17 protein-coding genes and 1 pseudogene are annotated in these 20,942 nt (G+C 64.2%); 12 read left to right on the top strand and 6 right to left on the bottom strand.

All coding sequences use genetic code 11. The features are described 5' to 3' along the window. Nucleotides 1-61: 61 nt before the first annotated feature. The 3 genes from OKB81_RS02595 to aspS form a co-directional block, all read right to left on the bottom strand. Nucleotides 62-1,687, bottom strand: a complete 1,626-nt coding sequence (locus OKB81_RS02595) for a phosphoethanolamine transferase (RefSeq protein WP_160836848.1) — start codon at nucleotides 1,685-1,687, stop codon at nucleotides 62-64. Nucleotides 1,688-2,108: 421 nt separating this feature from the next. Then, on the bottom strand, nucleotides 2,109-2,849 hold the full coding sequence (locus OKB81_RS02590) for a YebC/PmpR family DNA-binding transcriptional regulator (RefSeq protein WP_010674094.1): 741 nt from the start codon (nucleotides 2,847-2,849) through the stop codon (nucleotides 2,109-2,111). A 71-nt stretch (nucleotides 2,850-2,920) separates the two neighbouring features. Then, nucleotides 2,921-4,705 carry an aspartate--tRNA ligase gene (aspS, locus tag OKB81_RS02585; protein WP_160836850.1) on the bottom strand — a complete coding sequence of 595 codons (1,785 nt, stop codon included), beginning with the start codon at nucleotides 4,703-4,705 and terminating at the stop codon, nucleotides 2,921-2,923. Nucleotides 4,706-5,133: 428 nt separating this feature from the next. Between aspS and OKB81_RS02580 the strand changes: the two genes are divergently transcribed. The 8 genes from OKB81_RS02580 to OKB81_RS02545 all read left to right on the top strand — a co-directional run bounded on the left by OKB81_RS02580 (nucleotide 5,134) and on the right by OKB81_RS02545 (nucleotide 13,152). Beyond that, entirely contained in the window at nucleotides 5,134-5,982 is an 849-nt protein-coding gene (locus OKB81_RS02580) for a DUF72 domain-containing protein (RefSeq protein WP_270662084.1), read from the top strand. Nucleotides 5,983-6,315: 333 nt separating this feature from the next. Continuing rightward, nucleotides 6,316-7,053: a carboxy-S-adenosyl-L-methionine synthase CmoA gene (gene cmoA, locus OKB81_RS02575; RefSeq protein ID WP_042017352.1), complete on the top strand. Its 738-nt coding sequence runs from the start codon at nucleotides 6,316-6,318 to the stop codon at nucleotides 7,051-7,053. 3 nt (nucleotides 7,054-7,056) lie between these two features. Continuing rightward, on the top strand, nucleotides 7,057-8,034 hold the full coding sequence (gene cmoB, locus OKB81_RS02570) for a tRNA 5-methoxyuridine(34)/uridine 5-oxyacetic acid(34) synthase CmoB (RefSeq protein ID WP_160836854.1): 978 nt from the start codon (nucleotides 7,057-7,059) through the stop codon (nucleotides 8,032-8,034). A 52-nt stretch (nucleotides 8,035-8,086) separates the two neighbouring features. Then, complete coding sequence (locus OKB81_RS02565) at nucleotides 8,087-8,875, top strand: ATP-dependent zinc protease family protein (RefSeq protein ID WP_042882005.1); 789 nt, start codon at nucleotides 8,087-8,089, stop codon at nucleotides 8,873-8,875. 3 nt (nucleotides 8,876-8,878) lie between these two features. Then, the gene (locus OKB81_RS02560) at nucleotides 8,879-10,417 is read left to right on the top strand and encodes an inactive transglutaminase family protein (protein WP_010674088.1); all 1,539 of its coding nucleotides are present in this window, start codon (nucleotides 8,879-8,881) and stop codon (nucleotides 10,415-10,417) included. A 3-nt stretch (nucleotides 10,418-10,420) separates the two neighbouring features. Continuing rightward, nucleotides 10,421-11,386 (top strand): alpha-L-glutamate ligase-like protein, encoded by a 966-nt coding sequence (locus OKB81_RS02555; protein ID WP_039039849.1) that lies wholly within the window; start codon nucleotides 10,421-10,423, stop codon nucleotides 11,384-11,386. Nucleotides 11,387-11,681: 295 nt separating this feature from the next. Further along, nucleotides 11,682-12,596, top strand: coding sequence for a hydrogen peroxide-inducible genes activator (locus OKB81_RS02550; RefSeq protein ID WP_010674086.1), 915 nt, complete (start codon nucleotides 11,682-11,684; stop codon nucleotides 12,594-12,596). Nucleotides 12,597-12,702: 106 nt separating this feature from the next. Next, nucleotides 12,703-13,152, top strand: coding sequence for a C40 family peptidase (locus tag OKB81_RS02545; protein WP_029314241.1), 450 nt, complete (start codon nucleotides 12,703-12,705; stop codon nucleotides 13,150-13,152). Between the two features lie 54 nt (nucleotides 13,153-13,206). Here OKB81_RS02545 and OKB81_RS02540 read toward each other — a convergent pair whose 3' ends face one another. Next, nucleotides 13,207-13,500, bottom strand: a complete 294-nt coding sequence (locus OKB81_RS02540) for a hypothetical protein (protein ID WP_041212706.1) — start codon at nucleotides 13,498-13,500, stop codon at nucleotides 13,207-13,209. Nucleotides 13,501-13,712: 212 nt separating this feature from the next. Between OKB81_RS02540 and OKB81_RS02535 the strand changes: the two genes are divergently transcribed. Genes OKB81_RS02535 through OKB81_RS02520 form a run of 4 tightly spaced genes read left to right on the top strand, consistent with a single transcriptional unit; the run spans nucleotide 13,713 to nucleotide 17,460 of the window. Next, complete coding sequence (locus tag OKB81_RS02535) at nucleotides 13,713-15,143, top strand: coniferyl aldehyde dehydrogenase (RefSeq protein ID WP_160836856.1); 1,431 nt, start codon at nucleotides 13,713-13,715, stop codon at nucleotides 15,141-15,143. An 8-nt stretch (nucleotides 15,144-15,151) separates the two neighbouring features. Continuing rightward, complete coding sequence (locus OKB81_RS02530; RefSeq protein ID WP_160836858.1) at nucleotides 15,152-15,742, top strand: TetR/AcrR family transcriptional regulator; 591 nt, start codon at nucleotides 15,152-15,154, stop codon at nucleotides 15,740-15,742. Continuing rightward, on the top strand, nucleotides 15,732-16,259 hold the full coding sequence (locus tag OKB81_RS02525; RefSeq protein ID WP_041215547.1) for a hypothetical protein: 528 nt from the start codon (nucleotides 15,732-15,734) through the stop codon (nucleotides 16,257-16,259). The genes OKB81_RS02530 and OKB81_RS02525 overlap by 11 nt, the downstream gene beginning before the upstream one ends. A gap of 16 nt (nucleotides 16,260-16,275) precedes the next feature. Beyond that, a complete protein-coding gene (locus tag OKB81_RS02520; protein WP_270662093.1) occupies nucleotides 16,276-17,460 on the top strand; it encodes an iron-containing alcohol dehydrogenase in 1,185 nt (394 codons plus the stop codon). 14 nt (nucleotides 17,461-17,474) lie between these two features. Here the strand turns inward: OKB81_RS02520 and OKB81_RS02515 are convergent. Continuing rightward, nucleotides 17,475-17,942: pseudogene (locus tag OKB81_RS02515) on the bottom strand (pyridoxal-phosphate dependent enzyme); the annotation flags it as partial. 33 nt (nucleotides 17,943-17,975) lie between these two features. Next, nucleotides 17,976-20,942, bottom strand: coding sequence for a Tn3 family transposase (locus tag OKB81_RS02510; RefSeq protein WP_161508000.1), 2,967 nt, complete (start codon nucleotides 20,940-20,942; stop codon nucleotides 17,976-17,978).

The following is a 20,942-nucleotide window of genomic DNA, read 5'->3' as shown; positions in this document are numbered from 1 at the left end:
CAAAGTTTGAACAGAGCGTAGGTTCGATTAGCCCCGTAGCGGCGTAATCGGACGCCGTGGTTCACCCTGCCCGGCACGGTTTGAACAGATCCAGCTTGCCGTCATAGACCTGGGTCTGCACGTCCATGATGCCGAGCATGGAGTGAAACAGGTTGTCGTGGGAGAAGCGCTTGCTGGCTGCCTCCTGTTGCAGGCAATCCAGATTGAGCTGACGGTCTGCCTGCAACTGGGGAGAGAACCAGGTCAGGAGCGGCACCCGGGTCTGATCGTCCGGTGCGAACTTGTAGGGGGTGCCGTGCAGATAGAGCCCCATGGCGCCGAGGGATTCGCCGTGATCCGACAGATAGACCAGCCCCACGTTGTACTGGCTCTCCAGGCTCTTGAGCTTGTCGATGAGCTGGGCCAGCACCTTGTCGGTGTAGCGGATGGTGTTGTCATAGGTGTTCACCAGCTCTTCGTTGCTGCAGTTCTCGATGTCGCTGCGCGGGCAGTCCGGCAGGAAGACGCGATCGGCGGCCGGGTAGCGGCGATAGTAGGTCGGACCGTGGCTGCCCATCAGGTGGAAGGCCACCAGCTTGCTGCCCTGCTTGCCCTGCATGTCGGCGATCTGCTGATCCAGCCCCTGCAACAGCACCTCGTCATGACAGGCATTGCCGGAGCAGTATGCGGGGAATGCCTTGGGCTCAATCTCGATGGTGGGGACGTTTTTGCACACCCCCTTGCAGCCGCCGTCGTTTTCCTTCCAGAGCACCGAGATCCCGGCATGTTGCAGCACGTCCAGCAAGCCGTCCTGGGACTGGGCCCTGGCCTCGTCATAGCCGCGCCGGGTCATGTTCGAGAACATGCAGGGCACGGAGAGCGCCGTGGCGGTGCCGCAGGAGCGCACGTTCCTGAACGAGACCACATTGGCCTCCTTCTCGGTGAAGCCGTTGGTCTCCTTCTCGTAGCCGTTGAGGGAGTAGTTCTGGCTGCGGGCCGTCTCCCCCACCACCAGGAACATCAGGGTCGGCTTCTCATGCTGGCCGATCACCCTGGCATCGGTGCCGATCTGCTGGTAGGGAATGGGAGTGGCGAAGACCACATCCCGGGCGTACTTGTAGAGCCCATGCACATAGTTGGCGGGCACTATCTCCTTGCCGAGGGACTTGTTGTTGCGCCCGACCGAGGCGTAATCCTGGTAATAGAGGGCGGCAGCCCCCATCAGAAACAGCAAGGAGAGGGCGATGGAACCGAGGCGCAGACCCAGTCCCTTGTACCAGGGACGGGGGTACTCAATCTTCACCCACAGCAGGACCAGCACCGGCAGCAGGCCGGTCAGCAGGAACCAGAGCACCACGGAGCCGTTGAGGTAGGAGCCCGCCTCCCCGCTGTTGGTCTCGATGATGTTCTGCATCATGCCCATGTCGAAGATCACCCCGTACTTGAGCATGGCGTAGCTGACCAGGGAGCCGGTCAGGATGAGCAAGGCGAAAAAGGGCTTGAGCAGATAACGGAAGGTAAAGGGCAGGAACACCGCGTTGAGGGCCGCCACCAGTACCAGGGGAATGGAAAGGACAAACCCCGCCTTGACGTGTTCAAGGGCGCTGAGAATGCGATAAAAGTGCAGGAAAATGGGCCAGTTGAAGACCAGTGCAAACAGCAGCACCAGCAACAGATTGACCTTCATCACTCCCAGAGTGAGACGCATAGAGAGACTCCGACAAACCAGTGGAACTAACAACCTGCCAGCAGGCTTCGTGGTGACCATCCCGACACTCGGCCCTGAAAAACAGGACAAGAGCCAGGGAGATCCAGATACGGGGTCATCCTAGGACGGCAAACTTAAGCGAACATTAAGAGAGGAAATCGAACCACAAGGGGAGGTGCGCGGTCTGGCACATAAAAAAACGGCAGCCCGGGCTGCCGTTTTTGCGAAGGTAAACAAGGTGTCGCACCTGTGTGTTCGCGAACCTGAACAGGGTCGCGAGAGGCCGGCGATCTCGCCGGAGCCAGGGAAGAGGACCGTTATGGCCTCCTCCCTCTTGCTCTGGGGGATCACAGGGTCGCGGCGATCTCGTCGGAGCCAGGGCAGAGGACCGTTGTGGTCGCCCTCCCCTTGCCCTGGGGGATCACAGGGTCGCGGCGATCTCGTCGGAGATGGAGCCGTTGTGGTACACCTCCTGCACATCGTCCAGATCTTCCAGCATGTCGATGAGGCGCATCAGCTTGGGCGCGGTCTCGGCATCCAGTTCCGCCTCGGTGGAGGGGATCATGGTCACTTCGGCGCTCTCGGGCTTGAAGCCGGCAGCTTCCAGACCGTCCAGCACGGTGCCGAAGTCGTTCGGGGTGGTGTAGACCTCTATGGTGCCATCTTCTTCGGTCACCACGTCGTCGGCACCGGCTTCCAGCGCGGCGTCCATCAGGGCGTCTTCATCGGCGCCCACGAAGGTCAGCACCCCCTTCTTGGTGAACAGATAGGCCACGGAGCCGTCGGTCCCCAGGTTGCCGCCGCACTTGCTGAAGGCGTGACGCACTTCGGCCACGGTACGGTTGCGGTTGTCGGTCAAGCACTCCACCATGACGGCGGAACCGGCCGGGCCGTACCCTTCGTACACGATGGTCTCGAGCTGCTCGCCGTCACCGCCGCCGGCCCCACGGGCGATCGCGCGGTTGATGGTGTCGCGGGTCATGTTGCTGGTCAGGGCTGCCGCTACCGCCGCACGCAGGCGGGGGTTGTTGGCAGGATCCGCATCACCCAGACGCGCGGAGGTGGTGATTTCGCGGATCAGCTTGGTGAAGATCTTGCCGCGCTTGGCGTCTTGCGCCGCCTTGCGGTGTTTGATGTTGGCCCATTTACTGTGACCTGCCATAGGGACTCTCCGTTATATTTCAATCAATTAGAGAATTATTGGGCTGACCGCATTAGCGGCCAGTCCCTTTCTTATTTGTTGCCTTTAAACACCGACTCGTCTTTGACGGTGGTCGCAATCGCCAGCTCGCCCAGCTGGGTCGGGTTGGCAAAGCTCGGGGCGTCCGTCATCAGACAGGCGGCCGCCGTGGTTTTCGGGAAGGCGATGACATCCCGGATGTTGTCGGTGCCAGTCAGCAGCATGCTGAGGCGGTCCAGACCAAACGCCAGGCCGGCGTGGGGCGGGGTGCCGTATTTCAGGGCATCCAGCAGGAAGCCGAACTTCAGGCGCTGCTCGTCCGGGGTGATCCCCAGGATGTCGAACACGGTGGCCTGCATCTCGCTGTTGTGGATACGCACAGAGCCGCCACCCACTTCGTAGCCGTTGATCACCATGTCGTAGGCGTTGGCGTAAGCGCCCACCGGGTTCGCTTTCAGCTCGCTCGGGCCCAGGTTGCTCGGGGCGGTGAAGGGGTGGTGCATGGCCGCCAGACCGCCTTCGCCGTCTTCCTCGAACATGGGGAAGTCGATGACCCAGAGCGGCTTCCAGACGTTCTCCACCAGACCCAGATCGCGGCCCACCTTGAGGCGCAGGGCGCCCATGGCGTCGCACACCACTTTCTTGGAGTCGGCGCCGAAGAAGATGATGTCGCCATCCATCGCGCCGGTGCGGGCCAGGATCTCGCGCACGATGGCGTCAGAGAGGAACTTGGCCACCGGGGACTGCACGCCCTCGAGGCCGCTGGCCGCGTCGTTGACCTTCATCCAGGCCAGGCCCTTGGCACCGTAGATGCCGACGAACTTGGTGTACTCGTCGATCTGCTTGCGGGACAGCTCCGCGCCACCCGGTACCTTCAGGGCCGCCACACGGCCTTTCGGATCCTTGGCAGGACCGGCGAACACGGCGAACTCCACCTCGGTCAAGAGATCTGCCACGTCCACCAGCTCCATCGGCAGGCGCAGGTCCGGCTTGTCGGAGCCGAAGCGGCGCATGGCCTCGTCGAAGGTCATGATGGGGAAGTCACCCAGGTCCACGTTCAGGATGTGCAGCCAGAGCTTGCGGATCATCTCTTCCATGATTTCACGCACCTGGGGCGCGGTCATGAAGGAGGTCTCCACGTCGATCTGGGTGAATTCCGGCTGGCGGTCGGCACGCAGGTCTTCGTCGCGGAAGCACTTGACGATCTGGTAGTAGCGGTCGAAGCCGGACATCATCAGCAACTGCTTGAACAGCTGGGGGGACTGCGGCAGGGCGTAGAACTTGCCCTTGTGCACGCGGCTCGGCACCAGGTAGTCACGGGCCCCTTCCGGGGTCGCCTTGGTCAGCATCGGGGTCTCGATGTCGAGGAAGCCGTGCTCGTCCATGAAGCGGCGCACGAAGGCACTGGCCTTGGCACGGGTCTTCAGGTACTTGGCCATCTCGGGGCGACGCAGATCCAGGTAGCGGTACTTGAGGCTCACCTCTTCGCTGTTGACCTGGTTGAAGTCAAGGGGCAGCGGCTCGGCACGGTTGATGATGGTCAGCTCGTGGGCGAACACCTCGATGGCACCGGTGGCCATGTCGCTGTTGCGCTGGGAGTCGGGGCGGGTACGCACCACGCCGGTCACCTGGATGCAGAACTCGCCGCGCAGCTCGGAGGCCAGGGCAAAGGCGTCCGGCTTGTCCGGATCGAAGAACACCTGCACGATGCCCTCGCGGTCGCGCATGTCGATAAAGATGAGGCCGCCGAGATCACGACGACGATGGACCCAACCGCACAATGTAATGGTCTGCCCGGCATGGGCCTCATTGACCTGTCCGCAATAGATAGAGCGCATGGACTTCTTCCTTCGAAATGGTAGAGAGACGGTTCATCCTGGGTCGCCGGGCACGACTGGCAAGCACCGTCTGTCTCACAGCTGGCCAGATCCTGCTTCTTGCCCGGTTTGAAATCTGTCTCGGGTCATCCGGCTCCCCGAGCCGGATTCTTGCCGCCGCCCCAGGCATGCCCCCGATCCCGACCGGGATGACGAGTGGGCGCCGGGGTATCGGCTGGCGTCGTTGTCTGGCCACTGCCGGGCCGCGATCATCGTCACCCGGGGGCTCGGTCGCGCGCATTACGACAATGTGGCAAACAAAAGGGTTGGCATTATAGAGGAAAACCTCCATTTGGGTAAAATGGCCCGCAGCCCCCTTTACCCTGTTTTTTGTTGTTCTGGCGCAAAAAGGAGGGCAAAAGTGCGCCAACCTGCCGACAGGAACCATCATGAGCCTCTATTTGGGCCTGCCCCAGTGGTCACACCCGGCCTGGCCCGGCCAGTTGCTGGGGATGAATGCCAGGCCCGCCGAGCACCTCGCCGACTATGCCCGGGTGTTCAACTCCGTGGAGGGCAACACCACCTTCTACGCCTCACCGACCCCGGAGACGGTGCAGCGCTGGGCTGATGCGGTCCCCGACCACTTTCGCTTCAGCTTCAAGTTTCCCAAGGAGATCAGCCACCAGAGCGATCTGGTGAGCGCGGACAAACAGGTGACGGCCTTCATCCGCCTGCTGGCCCCCCTGCATGACAAGCTGGGGCTGCTCAAGCTGCAACTGCCCGCCCGCTTCGGGCCAGAGGGGCTGGCCCGTCTGGATGCCTTCTTCGCGCGGCTGCCCCAGGATTTCACCTATGCCCTCGAGGTGCGCCACCCCGATTTCTTCGCCAAGGGGGAGGCGGAACGGGCCCTCAACCGGATGCTGATGGCGCGGGACATCAATCGCATCATGCTCGACAGCCGACCGCTCTTCTCGGTGCCCGCCACCACGGCCGCCATGATCGATGCCCAGGGCAAGAAACCCAGGTTGCCGGTCCATCTGCTGGCCACGGGGGGTGCCCCGGTGGTGCGCCTGATTGGTTTGCCTCAAATCGAGGACAATCACCCATTTTTGCCACCATGGTTGCCACATTGGAAACGATGGCTCCAGGAGGGCAAGGATCTCTACCTCTTTGTCCACACCGCTGACAATGCCCAGGCCCCCGAACTCGCACGGCAGATCAGCCGCCTGCTCGGCCAGGAGATGGCCCCCTGGCCAGGAGAAAACGATCGCGCCCGCCAGGGGGTGCTGCCCTTTTGAGCGGCCCCCTCCCCGCCCCTTCTCCGTCCCCAAAAAAAGCCGCTTTTTTTGTGGTCCCACCGGGGTTGGCGTCAAGACAAACGCCCGCCTTTCCTCTACACTAGCGCCCCAAGTAAGGTCCCGGGCCTGGGTGCATGGCAATGCGTTGCCCACCCCAGCCCGGCACCCTGAGGGCCCGGACCATGGCCCGTTGCGAACAGGGGCAGCCCGAAGGATCCCGGAGCAAGCCACCCCGTTCGTCAACCGGTGACGACGCCATTTCGATGCCCGTCCACCCAAGATTCAATTGAATAAAACAGCCGCCCACCACACCGGCTGTCAGGTTGCGTCAGCATGCACGATCAGATTTTTGCCGCCCCTATCGCCCGTCTGGGAGACTTCTGCTTTGACGAGCAGGTCGTCGACGTCTTCCCCGACATGATCCAGCGCTCGGTGCCCGGTTACAGCAACATCATCTCCGCCATCGGCATGATGGCCGCCCGCTACGCCCAGCCCCAGAGCCGCCTCTACGATCTCGGCTGCTCCCTCGGCGCCGCGACCCAGGCCATGCGCCGCCACGTCACCCAGCCCGGCTGCCAGATCACGGCGGTGGATCTCTCCCACCCCATGATCGAGCGGGCCCGCGCTCACCTCTCGGGCTTCAAGTCCGAGGTGCCGGTGGAACTCATCGAGGCGGACATCTGCGACATCCCCATCGAGAACGCCTCCGTGGTGGTGCTCAACTTCACCCTGCAGTTCGTCGCCCCCGAGAAGCGGGCCGCCCTCATCGCGCGCATCTTTGACGGCCTGCGCCCCGGCGGCATCCTTATCCTGAGCGAGAAGTTCCGCTTCGATGACGAGCAGGTCAACGAGCTGCTCATCGACTTGCACCTCGACTTCAAGCGGGCCAACGGCTACAGCGAGCTGGAAATCAGCCAGAAGCGCACCGCCCTTGAGAACGTGATGCGTACCGACACCCTGGCGGTCCATCAGGCGCGCCTGCGGGACGCCGGCTTCACCCACCTGGACCTCTGGTTCCAGTGCTTCAACTTCGGCTCCATGATTGCCATCAAAGCCAGCGACACCAACTAAGCCATGATCGATTTCGCCCATTTTTATCAACTGATCGCCAAGAACCGGTTGAGCCACTGGCTGCACACCCTGCCCGCCCAGCTGCACGCCTGGCAGCACGACAACCTGCACGGGGATCTGCCGCGCTGGAACCGCGCCCTCGCCAAGCTGCCCGTCGTGGCCCCCGGCCGGATCGAGCTCAAAGAGCGGGTCGCCATCGGCGGCTCCGATAGCCTGGGAGAGGGTGAGCGCAAGAAGACCGAGAGCCTGTTGCGCCAGCTCATGCCCTGGCGCAAGGGCCCCTTCCATGTGCACGGCATCCACATCGACACCGAGTGGCGCTCCGACTGGAAGTGGGATCGGGTGCTGCCCCACATCAGCCCGCTCCAGGGCCGCTACGTGCTGGACGTGGGCTGCGGCAGCGGCTACCACCTCTGGCGCATGGTGGGGGAAGGGGCGAAACTGGCGGTCGGCATCGACCCGAGCCCGCTGTTCCTCTGCCAGTTCGAAGCCATTCGCCACTTCGCAGGCAACGACCAGCGCGCCCACCTGCTGCCCCTCGGTATCCAGGAGCTGCCGGATCTGCGGGCCTTTGACACCGTCTTCTCCATGGGGGTGCTCTATCATCGCAAGTCCCCCATCGAGCACATCGAGCAGTTGCGCAACCAGCTCAAAGACGATGGGGAGCTGGTGCTCGAGACCCTGGTGGTGGACGGCGACGAAAACCAGGTGCTGATGCCCTCCGATCGCTACGGCAAGATGCGCAACGTCTGGTTCCTCCCCTCGAGCGCGGCCCTCACACGCTGGGTCGAGCGCTGCGGGTTCACCGAGGTGCGCATCGTCGACGAGAATATGACCAGCACCGACGAACAGCGTCGTACCGACTGGATGATTAACGAGTCCCTGAGTGACTATCTGGATCCACACAATCCTGCACTCACGGTCGAAGGATACCCGGCACCCAAACGTGCCGTACTGATCGCCAGAAAGGCCAAAGACTAGCCGATGGCGGCTGTGGAAGTTACACTGACCCAATTCCAGGAAGCACAGTTAAATGAATGACATGAAAAGCAAATTAAAAGGAATGACCCTGCTCTCCCTGCTCAGTCTCGGCGGGTGTGTCAGTATGGAAAAAGCCCCCCCGGCCCCGACCCTGACGCTGGCCGAGCTGCGCAACGAGATCTCGTTGAGCGAGCAACGTCTGCAAACATCCATGGAACAGCAACAGAAGCAGTATGTGCAGCAACAGCACCTGCTGGTTCAGCTCAACACCGATGTCACCAACATGAAAGAGTCCGTGAAGAAAGTCGACAGCAAGCTGGCTACCCTGCCTCCCGAGCCGCCCAAGGCCATGCCCATTCCCGCCGAGAAGTGCCCGGCGCCGAGCCAGGGCCACACCGTCGATGGCAAGCTGCTGGTGGGTGAAGCGGAGTGGATCTGGGTTGACGCCGCCAACGACGCCTTCCAGGCCCGGGTCGACACCGGCGCAACTACCTCCTCCATCAGCGCCCAGGAGATCACCATCTTCGAGCGCAACGGCAAGAACTGGGTGCGCTTCTTCCTGAGCCACCAGGAGATGGACGACAAGATCCAGATTGAAGCGCCCCTGGTGCGTCACGTGCGGGTCCGTCAGGCTTCCGCCGACGATCTCGACCGTCGCCCCGTGGTCCGCCTCGCCGTGCGCATCGGCGACATGACCGAGAAGGCCGAATTTACCCTGAAGGACCGCAGCGACATGACCTTCCCCGTGCTGCTGGGCCGTGAATTCCTCAAAGACATCGCCGTGGTCGACGTGGCCCGCGAATATATCCAACCCAAACCCAAGCTCAAGGATGTGAAATAATCCATGGTTTCCCGTAAGCCGTTCTATCTGCTGGTCGCCCTGCTCTACATCGTCGGCCTGGGGATGACCTTCTATCATCACATCGCGCTGGACGTCCCGCTCACGCCGGGTGAAAAGCGCCAGATCTGGTCCATCGAAGCCAAGCTCGAGTTCGAGGCCACCGGCGAGCCGGTGATCGCCTCCCTGGCCATTCCGGGCACCCAGCCCGGCTTCACCCTGATGAACGAGAACGCCGCGAGCCCGGGCTATGGCCTGTCGTTCGTGGAAAAAGATGGGGATGCCCGCGCCGAGTGGTCCATCCGCACCGCCTCCGGCCGTCAGGAGCTTTACTACCGGGTCGACATGATGGCCGATGCCCATGCCAAGCCCGCCGCCAACCCGCAGCCGCCCGCCATCGAGAAGCAGATCGAGAGCGAGCCCTACGCCACGGCCATGAAGCAAATCCTGGAGCGCGCCCAGGAGCGCTCCGCCGACGGCTACACCCTGACCCGCGAGATCATCAAGGAGATCGAGAAGCAGGAACAGAACGCCGAGCTGCTCAAGTCCCACAAGAGCCGCGCCAATCTGATTGCCGAGCTGCTCAACAACGCGGACGTCCCGGCCCGGGTGGTTCACGCCCTCAGTCTGGAAGATGGCCGCCGCCGTCAGGAGCTGGTGGATTACCTGCAGGTCTTCAACAGCCCGACCGACTACAAGCTGTTCAACCCGCAAAGCGGTGAACAGGGTCAACCGGCCAACCTGCTGCTGTGGGAGTACAACTCCGGCGCCCTCCTGGACGTCACCGGCGGTCACAACTCCCGCGTCACCTTCTCGATGATCGAGCAGGAGCAACCGGTCAACGTGGCCCTGGCCCAGAAGTTCGAAAAATCCGAGATGATGAACTTCTCCATCCACAGCCTGCCCCTGGAAGAGCAAGCCCTGTTCAAGGGTCTGCTGCTCATCCCCATCGGCGTGCTGATGGTGGTGTTCCTGCGGGTCATCGTGGGGATCAAGACCTCCGGCACCTTCATGCCGGTGCTGATCGCGGTCGCCTTCATCCAGACCTCGCTGGTCACCGGCCTCATCGGCTTCCTGCTGATCGTCGGCACCGGCCTGGTGATCCGCTCCTACCTCTCGAGGCTGAACCTGCTGCTGGTCGCCCGGATATCGGCGATCATCATCATGGTGATCTCGATGATCGGCATCTTCTCGGCGTTCGCCTTCAAGCTGGGGCTGACCGACGGCATGAAGATCACCTTCTTCCCGATGATCATCCTCTCCTGGACCATCGAACGCATGTCCATCCTGTGGGAAGAAGAGGGTCCCAAAGAGGTGTTCCGCCAGGGCGGCGGCTCCCTGCTGGTGGCGGTCATCGCCTACCTGGCCATGGACAACGAGCTCATTCGTCACCTCACCTTCAACTTCCTCGGCCTGCAGCTGGTGCTGATGGCGACCGTGCTGTTGATGGGTAACTACACCGGCTACAAGCTGAGCGAGCTCAAGCGCTTCAAGCCGCTGGTGGACGAGATGAAGTCTGGTGCCACCCCGGGTAAGGACAAGTAACAGATGTGGTTCTGGCAGAAATACACCAGTCCGTGGAGCCTGTCCCAGGCAGGCATCCTCGGCATGAACAAGCGCAACCACTCCTATATCAGCCGCTACAACCCGCGCCGCCTCTATCCGCTGGTGGATGACAAGCTCAAGACCAAGCGCATCGCGCTGGATGCGGGGGTGACGGTGCCTGAACTCATCGGCACCATCCGCGAGCAGCACGACGTGACTCGCATCACCGAGCTGGTGAAGGACTGGCCGGGCTTCTGCATCAAGCCGGCCCGCGGCTCCGGCGGCAAGGGGATCCTGGTGATCCTCCGCCAGGAGGACGGCCTCTTCTACAAGCCCAACGGCAGCGCCGCCAACGGCCAGGATCTGGAGCGCCATGTCTCCAACATCCTGGCGGGGCTCTATTCCCTCGGCGGCAAGCCCGACGTGGCGCTGGTGGAAGGGCTCATCAACTTCGACGACGTGTTCGACGGCTACTCCTTCGAAGGGGTCCCCGATGCCCGGGTGATCATCTTCAAGGGGTTCCCGGTGATGGCTATGATGCGCCTCTCGACCTCGGCTTCCGATGGCAAGGCGAACCTGCACCAGGGCGCCGTGGGGGTGGGCCTGTGCCTGCGCACCGGCCGCGCCCTGCGGGCGGTGCAGTTTGGCAACCCGCTGCGCCACCACCCGGACACCGGCCTGGATCTCTATGATCTGAAGGTGCCCCACTGGGACACCCTGCTCAACCTGGCGGCCTCCTGCTACGAGATGTCCGGTCTTGGCTACATCGGGACCGACATGGTGCTGGACAAGTTCCGCGGCCCCATGCTGCTGGAGCTCAACGCCCGTCCGGGCCTTGCCATCCAGATCGCCAACGGTCGCGGCCTGGTGCCCAACCTCAAGACCATCGAGAAGCTGGGTCAGGTCAAGATGAACGTGGAGCAGCGGGTCAACTTCGCCAAGGATCACTTCGGTATCTTCGACGAATAGTCCGTCCCCCTTCTGCAAAAACGCGCCCACCGGCGCGTTTTTTTATGGCCGCTCCTGCGCGCAGGGCGCCCCGCCGGAAGGCCGATCCCCGTCACATCCCATGGCGGCGCCCCTTCAATGGCGCGGCACAAGGGGATAAGCTCCTGACGCATCAGGGGTCGCCAGCTCATCGGCGCAGGCCCCCATGTGCGTGAAGCAGTGCGCCTGCCAGGGGGCACCGATTTGTCGGCGACAACGGTGCCTCTCGATGGTAGATTAATCAAATCAAATAGATAGCATCGATCGGGTTTCTCCTATGCAACGTTGGCCCAGCCTGAAGCAGCTCCAGTATCTGGTCGCTCTGGACGAGCACAAGAATTTCAACCGCGCCGCCAAGGCCTGCCATGTCAGCCAGTCGACCCTGAGTACCGGGATCCAGACCCTGGAGGACATGATGAACCTGCAACTGGTAGAGCGGGATCACAAGAGCTTCATCATGACGCCGGTCGGCATGGAAATCGTGGCGCGGGCGCGCAACCTGCTCTCCGACGCCCGGGATCTGATGGAACTGGGGCAGCAGCAGGGGGGCGTCATGCACGGCACGGTGCGCCTGGGCTGCATCCCCACCATCGCCCCCTTCCTGCTGAGCAAGCTGCTGCAGGTGTGCGGCAAGGCCTATCCGGATCTGGAGCTGCTGCTGCGGGAAGACACCACCACCAATCTGCTCAAGCAGCTGGAGCAGGGGCAGCTCGATCTGCTGATCCTGGCGCTGCCGGTGGAGATCGGCGGCTTCCACAGCAAGACCGTCGGCCAGGATCCCTTCCACATGGTGATGCCCTCCCACATGGCGGCGGGCCTGCACATGCCGTTCGACTACAAGGAGCTGCCCAACCAGAGCATCTTCCTGCTGGAGCGGGAGCACTGCCTGACGGAGCACGCGGTGAGCGCCTGTCGGCTGCGGGACAAGAGCAAGATCAACCCGTTCGCCGCCACCAGTCTGCACACCCTGGTGCAGATGGTAGGGGCCGGTCTTGGCACCACCTTCCTGCCCCAGATGGCCATAGATGCGGGCATCCTCGACAACACGGACCTGGTGGCCATTCCCCTGCCCGGTGAGAAACCCTATCGGGAGATAGGCCTGGTGTGGCGCCCCAGCACCACCCGGGTACAGACCTTCTACAAGATTGCCGAGCTGCTGACGCCGCTCATTACCCCCAAACCGGCGGGGTGATCCAGTGGCTGCCCCCACAGGCGGCCACTCCTCAATGCCGTTGTCATTCAGGTTCCAGGCAGGATCATCGTCTATGATGAACCCCGTGCCCTATCAAGGAGTTGAGATGTTTCGCACCTTGCTGCTTCCCCTGCTGGCCCTGCTTCTCGCCGCCTGCTCCAGCACGCCGGAGCCTCCCCCTCCCGTGCGCCAGAGCGGCGCATTCGACAACTTCTATCAGCAGTGGCGCGGCGTGCCCTATCGCATGGGCGGTACCAGCCGCGCCGGTCTCGACTGCTCCGCCTTCACCCAGCTCGCCTACAGCCAGGTGCTGGGCTTCACCCTGCCCCGCACCACGGAATCCCAGGCGAGCCTCGGCCGCCCGGTGGACAGATACCGTCTCCAGCACGGGGACCTGGTCTTCTTCAAGACCGGCTGGCAGCAGTACCACGTCGGGGTCTACACCGGGGCAGGTGAGTTCATCCACGCCTCCACCAGCAAGGGCGTGATCCGCTCGCGCCTCGACAACGTCTACTGGAACAGCCGCTACTGGCAGGCCCGCAGGCTGGTCCAGTAGGTGCGACCCCAAACATGAAAAGACCCCTCGGGGCCTTTTCATGTTGTTGCCGGGTCAGTGCTTGCGGTGCCAGCGGGGCGAGGTGGCGCGCTCTCCCCAGGGGGTCATGCAGGGCAGCAGGGCCCCCTCGATGACGTCCTCATGGCTCGCCAGCGCCAGGGCAATCTTCTCGTGGAGCAGGCGCAGCAGGTTCTTCTCCTGGCCCGCCAGGGAGTGGCCCGCGGCGAAATACTCCTGCTGATGTTGCAGCGCCAGCTTCTGGGCAAACTCATAGGTGTTGAAACTGTCCGGCATGCGCGCGATCACGTCATCCAGCCGGGCCAGCAGGCTATGCAATTCCCTGGTCATGTGCGGTTCTCCCTCCGAGTTGGTGCCCCACAATTACCCCTTATTAGATAGAAGACCAATCCGGATGCCTCAAAAATGGGAGCCCGGACACAGTTCCGGGCAACGCTGCCCACTGGCAGCCACCCTCTGCCCTCACCCGGTTTACAAGTCGGCAACGAATCGCTAGATTTGGACCGACTAATCAGTCGGTCACTTTTCGTGCGGAGCATGCCATGGACACCACCGTCACCCCCGCCTCACCGGACAAGTTCTCCCTCCCCGAGCAGCTGCATCGGCTCAGGCAGGCCAGCCAGGCCACCCCCATGCCGGATCTGGCGTCCCGCCTCGCCAGACTTGACGCCCTCAAGCAGGGGCTGCTGCACCACAAGCAGGCACTGTGTCAGGCCCTGGCCCGGGACTATGGCCTGCGTAGCGACTACGACAGCCTGATCGCCGATGTGCTCCCCTGCGTCATGCAGATCAACTACACCCTGAAACGGCTCAAGGGGTGGATGAAACCGGAGCGCCGTCATTCCGGCCTGCTGCTGGCCCCCGCCAGGGTCGAGGTGCACTATCAGCCCCTCGGCGTGGTCGGCATCATGGTGCCCTGGAATTTCCCGGTGATGCTGAGCCTCGGGCCCCTCATCGGCGCCCTCGCCGCCGGCAACCGCGCCATGATCAAGCTCTCCGAGTTCACCCCTCACACCAACGCCGTGCTGCGCTCCCTGCTCGATGAGGCCCTCTGCGGTGACGAGGTGGTGGTCATCGAGGGGGATGCGGAGATCGCGGCCGCCTTCAGCGCCCTCCCCTTCGACCATCTCATCTTCACCGGCTCCACGGCGGTGGGTCGGCTGGTGATGGCCGCGGCCGCCCCCCAGCTCACCCCCCTCACCCTGGAGCTCGGCGGCAAGAGCCCCTGTCTCATCGCCCCCGACATGCCCCTGGCCCTGGCGGTGGAGCGGATGATCTTCGGCAAGAGCCTCAACGCCGGCCAGATCTGCGTGGCCCCCGACTACGTGCTGCTGCCGAGGGGGCAGGAGCAGGCCTTCATCGAGGCCTATCAGGCCCATTTTCGCCGCCTCTACCCCAAAGGGCTCGAGAGCCCGGATTATGGCGCCATCATCAACGCTCCCCAGTACGAGCGGCTCACCGCCTGGCTGGAAGAGGCGAGGCAGGCCGGCGCCCAGACCCACCCCTGCGTCACGCCCGCCCGGGATGACGCCACCCGCAAACTGGTGCCCCACCTGCTGACCGAGGTACCCGGCCACTGCCAAGTGATGCAGCAGGAGATCTTCGGCCCCCTGCTGCCCCTGGTGCCCTATGACGACATCGAGGAGGCCCTGGCCTATGTGGTGGCCCGGCCCCGCCCCCTGGCGCTCTATCTCATGAGCCTGGACGAGACGCTGCAGCGCCGCCTCATTCGGGAGACCCACGCCGGGGGCATGGCCATCAACGAGAGCCTGTTCCAGGTGGCGGCGGACGATGCCCCCTTCGGCGGCATCGGTCCCTCCGGCATGGGCCACTATCACGGCCGCGAGGGGTTTCTCACCTTCTCCAAGGCCAAGACCGTGCTGCGCCGCGGGCGCTTCAGCACAGGCTCCCTCATTCACCCCCCCTATCGGCGCTGGTACCAGCGGCTGATGATGGCCCTGTTCCTGCGCTAGGAGGCGAGATGCGAGAAACCATGACCGACAAACGCCGCCAGATCCTGGATGCCGCCCTGGCCCTGTGCGCGGAGGATGGCCTGCAGGGCGCCGCCACCGCCCGCATCGCCAAGGCGGCCGGGGTGGCCAATGGCACCCTGTTTCATCACTTTCCCAGCAAGGAGGTGCTGATCCAGTGCCTCTACCAGGACATCAAGCTGCGCCTTGGCGCCGCCATCACCGAGGCCGATGCCGCCCTGCCGCTCCAGGCGCAGGCCCGCCACTACTGGCACCAGGCCATGGGCTGGATGCAGGCCCACCCCCGTGAGCTCAGGTTCGTGCTGGGCTTTTTCCACTCCCCCCTGCTGGCCCGCCCCCTGCGCAGCCAGATCCTGGCGGAGACCCTGCATTTTCTGCCGAGCCTGCTCGCCCGGGGCCAGGCCAGCGGCGAGCTGATGTCGGCCCCGCCTGCCCTGATGCTGGAGGTGTGCCAGGGCCAGTTTCTGGCCTGCGCCTCCCTCTTTGTCGATCAGCCTGAACTGGGAGAAGACCCCCACTGGCAGGAGAGCGCCTTCACCCTCTTCTGGTCCGCCATCAGCGGAGGTTCCCATGCGCCCTGACGCCCTGCTTGCCACCGGCAGACGCCTCTGGATTGGCAGCCTGCTCTGGATCATCGGCCGCACCCTGTGCCGCGCCGCCCGGGTCGACGAGGCGGTGCGCCGCGAGCTTGCCCCCCTGCCGGACGGCCTCACCATCAGGCTCGAGGTAAACGGCATGACCCGGGGGCTGAGTCTCTACAAGTTCGCGGGGCGCTGGCACTGCGGTGAGGAGGCTGGCAGGGCGCACTCGACCTGTGCCCATGACGGCCACCACCTCCTGCGGGTGCGCTTCAAGCACCCCGCCGTCGCCTTTCGCGCCCTCAGCTTTCGCCTCGGCATCAACCAGGCCTTTTGCGAAAACCGGCTGCTGGTGGAGGGGGATCTCGACGCGGCCATGCACCTGGTGCGGGCGCTTGAGCAGTTGCAGAGCCTGATCCTGCCCGCCTTCATCGCGCGGCCCCTGCTTCGCCACTACCCGGACCCGCATCGCAAGCTCGCGCGGGCCTGCCACATCTATCTGGGTCTGCTGACCGGTTGAACACGAGGAGAACGGGATGAGCCGTTATTACGATTTTTTCTGCCCGGTCAAGCTGATGGCAGGGGAGCAGGCACTGGAGCAGTTGCCGGATGCCTTGAGGGGATTGGGGGCTGGCCGCCCGCTGCTGCTCACCGACAAGGGGGTCAGCGGCAGCGGGCTCGCCACCCTGCTGGCCGGTGTGATGGCCGAAGGGGCCTTGCCGGTCGCCGCCATCTGGGACGAGATCCCGGCAGACTCCTCCACCGCCGTGGTGGAGCGGATCGCCCGCCACTACCGGGAGCTGGGCTGTGACAGCCTGCTAGCCCTTGGCGGCGGCTCCGTCATCGACACCGCCAAGGCGGTGAACATACTGGCGACCCTGGGGGGCGAACGGCTGCTCGACTATGCCGGTGCGGATTGCCTGACCCATCCCCTCAACCCCTTGGCGGTGGTCCCCACCACGGCGGGGACCGGCTCCGAAGTGACCCTGGTGGCGGTGATCAAGGATGAAGGGAGCGGGCGCAAGGTGCCCTTCACCTCCCCCTTCCTGCTGCCCCGGCTGGCGGTGCTGGATCCCCGCTTCACCCTGGGGCTGCCGCTGCCCATCACCGCTGCCACCGCCATGGATGCCATGACCCACGCCATCGAGGCCTTCATCGGCAACGGCAAGAACCCGGTCAGTGACGCCCTGGCCCTGATGGCGGTGGAGAAGATTGCCACCGCCCTGCCCAGGGTGCTGGCCCACCCGACGGACAAGGGCCTGCGGCTGCAACTGGCAGAGGGCTCCACCCTGGCGGGCATGGCGTTTTCCAACTCCATGGTGGGGCTGGTGCACGCCCTCGGCCACAGTCTGGGGGCGCGCTGCCACCTGCCCCATGGCCTCTGTATGAACCTCTTCCTGCCCACCGTGCTCGACTACAACCGGCCCGGCATCGACCCCGAGCTCGCCCGCCTGCTGCTGCCCCTGGTGGGGCCGGAGCGCTTTGCCGCGACCCCGGCCGAGGGGAGACCCCAGGCCACCATCGAGGCGTTGCAGGCACTGCGCGATACCCTGTGGCAGACGGTCAAGCTGCCCCGCACCCTGCGGGAGGCGGGCCTCACCGACAAGGCGCTGCTGCCCGGGATCCGGGATCTCGCCATCAACGATGGCGCCCTGCTCTACAACCGCAAGGATGCGGACAGGGACCAGTTGCTGGTCCTGCTGGAGCGAGTCTGGGAGTAACGGGCCCTTGCCCGTCAGGCATCGGGGGTGAAGACCCCGGTGGAGAGGTAGCGATCCCCCCGATCGCAGATGATCGCCACCACCACCCCCTGCCCGATCTCTGCCGCCACCCGCAAGGCCCCGGCCACGGCGCCACCCGAGCTGACACCGCAGCAGATCCCCTCCTCCCGCGCCAGGCGGCGCATCATGACGAGGGACTCTTCCAGTGTCACATCCAGCACCCCATCGACCCGCGCAGGCTCGAAGATGGCGGGCCGGTAGGCCTCGGGCCAGCGGCGAATGCCGGGGATCTGGCTCCCCTCGGCCGGTTGCAGGCCGATCACCGCCACCGCCGGGTTCTGCTCCTTGAGGTAGCGGGAGACCCCCATGATGGTGCCCGTGGTGCCCATGGCCGAGACGAAGTGAGTGACCGCCCCGCCGCTCTGGCGCCAGATCTCGGGGCCGGTGGAGCGGTAGTGGGCATCCGGGTTGGCGGGGTTGTTGGGGCGAATAGAGAAAACGGAAAAAATCGTACGCTAAGGTTTTCCGGGCAGCCTTAGCGGCCGAAACTTCCCGTCCTCCAGCCTGCGGCTCTGCCGCCAGACATAATCGCCGGTCAGATTGATGTGCTCCCACCCCAGCGGCGACAGGTATTGCAGCAGCTCACCATCCACCGACTTCCCCGCATCGCCCATCGCCTGGGTGGCGCGCTCCAAGTACACCGTGTTCCACAACACGATGGCGGCCGTCACCAGGTTGAGGCCACTGGCCCGGTAGCGCTGCTGCTCGAAGCTCCGATCCCTGATCTCGCCGAGGCGGTTGAAGAACACCGCCCTGGCCAGGGAGTTGCGGGCTTCGCCCTTGTTCAGTCCAGCATGCACGCGCCGGCGCAGCTCGACGCTTTGCAACCAATCGAGGATGAAAAGCGTGCGCTCGATCCGGCCCAGCTCGCGCAGGGCCACGGCCAGGCCGTTCTGGCGCGGATAGCTGCCGAGCTTGCGCAGCATCAGCGAGGCGGTGACCGTGCCCTGCTTGATCGAGCTGGCCAGGCGCAGGATGTCGTCCCAATGGGCGCGGACGTGCTTGATGTTCAGGGTGCCGCCAACCATTGGGCGCAATGTCGGGTAGTCCTGGACGCTATTCGGAACATACAGCTTGGTTTCTCCGAGGTCGCGGATGCGCGGTGCGAAGCGGAAGCCCAGCAGGTGCATCAGGGCGAAGACATGATCGGTGAAGCCAGCCGTGTCAGTGTAGTGCTCCTCGATCCGCAAGTCGGACTCGTGGTACAGCAGACCGTCGAGCACATAGGTAGAGTCGCGCACGCCGACATTCACCACGCGGGTGCTGAACGGTGCGTACTGGTCGGAGATGTGGGTGTAGAACAGCCGCCCCGGCTCGCTGCCGTACTTCGGGTTGACGTGGCCGGTGCTTTCGCCTCGACCACCCGCCCGGAAGCGCTGGCCATCGGAAGAAGAGGTCGTGCCGTCGCCCCAGTGAGCGGCGAAGGTATGACGGTACTGGTGGTTGACCAGCTCGGCCAGGGCCGCCGAGTAGGTTTCGTCTCGGATGTGCCAGGCTTGCAGCCAGGACAGCTTGGCGTAGGTCAGGCCGGGGCTCGACTCGGCCATCTTGGTCAGCCCGAGGTTGATTGCATCGCCCAGGATCGCTGACAGCAGCAATGTCCGGTCTTTGGCCTCGGCACCGTCCTTCAGGTGTGTGAAGTGGCGGCTGAAGCCCGTCCAGTCGTCCACGTCCATCAGCAGTTCGGTGATCTTGATGCGCGGCAGCAACTGGCTGGTCTGGTCGATCAGCGCCTGCGCGGTATTGGGCACCGCGGAATCCAGCGGGGTGATCTTCAGCCCGGACTCGGTGAGGATGGCATCGGGCAGCTCGTTGTCCTTGGCCAGGCGGGTGACGGTGGCCAGCTGCTCGTCCAGCAGCTGCAAGCGCTCTTCCAGGTACTGGTTGCTGTTCGGGTTGATCGCCAGGGGCAGAGCCTGCGCATGCTTGAGCGCGGCGAACCTCTCTGCCGGCAGCAGGTAGTCGTCGAAGTCGCGGAACTGCCGCGAGCCCTTGACCCAGATGTCACCGGAGCGCAGCGCGTTCTTCAGCTCGGACAGGGCGCAGATTTCGTAGAAGCGCCGGTCGAGGCCTTCCGGGGTTATCACTAGCGGCTTCCAGCGCGGCTTGATGAAGGCGGTGGGCGCATCGGCCGGCACCTTGCGCAGGTTGTAGGCGTTCATCTCGCTCAGGGTCTGCACGGCTGCCAGCACGCCTTGCGCAGCCGGGGCAGCGCGCAGTTCCAGCACCTCCAGCAAGGCCGGCGTGTAACGGCGCAGAGTGGCGAAGTTCTCGCCGACCAGGTGCAGATGGTCGAAGCCTTCCGGCCGGGCCAGCAGCTCGGCCTCGCTGACGCTCTCGGTGAACTCGTCCCAGGGAATCACCGCCTCAATGGCGGCATAGGGATCGCTACCGCTTTCCTTGGCTTCCAGCAGAGCCTGGCCGATCTTCGAGTACAGGCGCACCTTGTCGTTGATCGCCTTGCCCTGCTTCTGGAACTGCTGCTGATGCTTGTGCTTCGCGCTGCTGAACAGCTTGACCAGGATACGGTCGTGCAGATCGACCAACTCATCAATCACCGTCGCGGTGCTCTCCAGCACCACGGCGGCCAGGGTCGCGTAGCGTCGCTGCGGCTCGAACTTGCCGAGGTCTTTGGGCGTCATCTGCCCACCCTCGCGGGCCAGCTTGAGCAGGCGGTTCTGGTGGATGTGTCGGCCCAGGCCTTCGGGCAAGTCCACCAGCTGAAATGTCTTCAGCCGCTCGATGTGTTCGAGCATGTGGCGGGAGTTCGGTTTCAGCGGTGCCTGTCGCAGCCAGGTCAACCAGGTGATGCTGCTGCCGGCCTTGAGCTTCAACAGCTCGTCCAGCTTGGCCCGATGCGAGTCCGTGAGTGGTTCGACCAGGGCGCGGTAGACTCGGCGATTGGCCCGCGCAATGGCCTCCGAACAAGCTCGATCAATTACGCTCAACGCCGGCAGAATGCGCCGCTTCTGTCGCAGGCTCTCCAGGGCCTGACCGGCCAGCAGTAAGCCCTTGTCGGTCTGCTGGGCCAACTCGGTCAGCTCGCGCACCAGGGCGCGGAAGTCGGACAGGCCGAACGGGGCCAGTTGTAGGTAGGTGCGCAGTTCCTGGGCGTGCTCGCGGCGAGTCACGTCGCGTTCGCCGTACTTCAACCAACTCGCCGGGTCGGCCTGAACTTGCTTGGCCACCCACTGGATGACCGGCTCGGGCGGCTCGCTGTCGGTGCCCAACGCATAGCCGGGGTAGCGCAGCAGGCTGAGCTGCACCGCGAAGCCCAGGCGGTTGGCGTCGCCGCGCCGCTGGCGGATCAGCGACAGGTCGGAGTCGTTGAAGGTGTAGTAGCGGATCAGGTCATCCTGGCTTTCCGGCAACGCAAGCAAGGTGTCGCGCTCCGTAGCCGAGAGAATCGAGCGACGCGGCAT

The organism is Aeromonas sp. QDB56, from assembly GCF_027705505.1.
In the GTDB taxonomy this organism is placed as follows: domain Bacteria; phylum Pseudomonadota; class Gammaproteobacteria; order Enterobacterales; family Aeromonadaceae; genus Aeromonas; species Aeromonas caviae.
The sequence above is the reverse complement of the archived record's forward strand: the minus strand, read 5'-3'. Positions and strand labels throughout refer to the sequence as shown.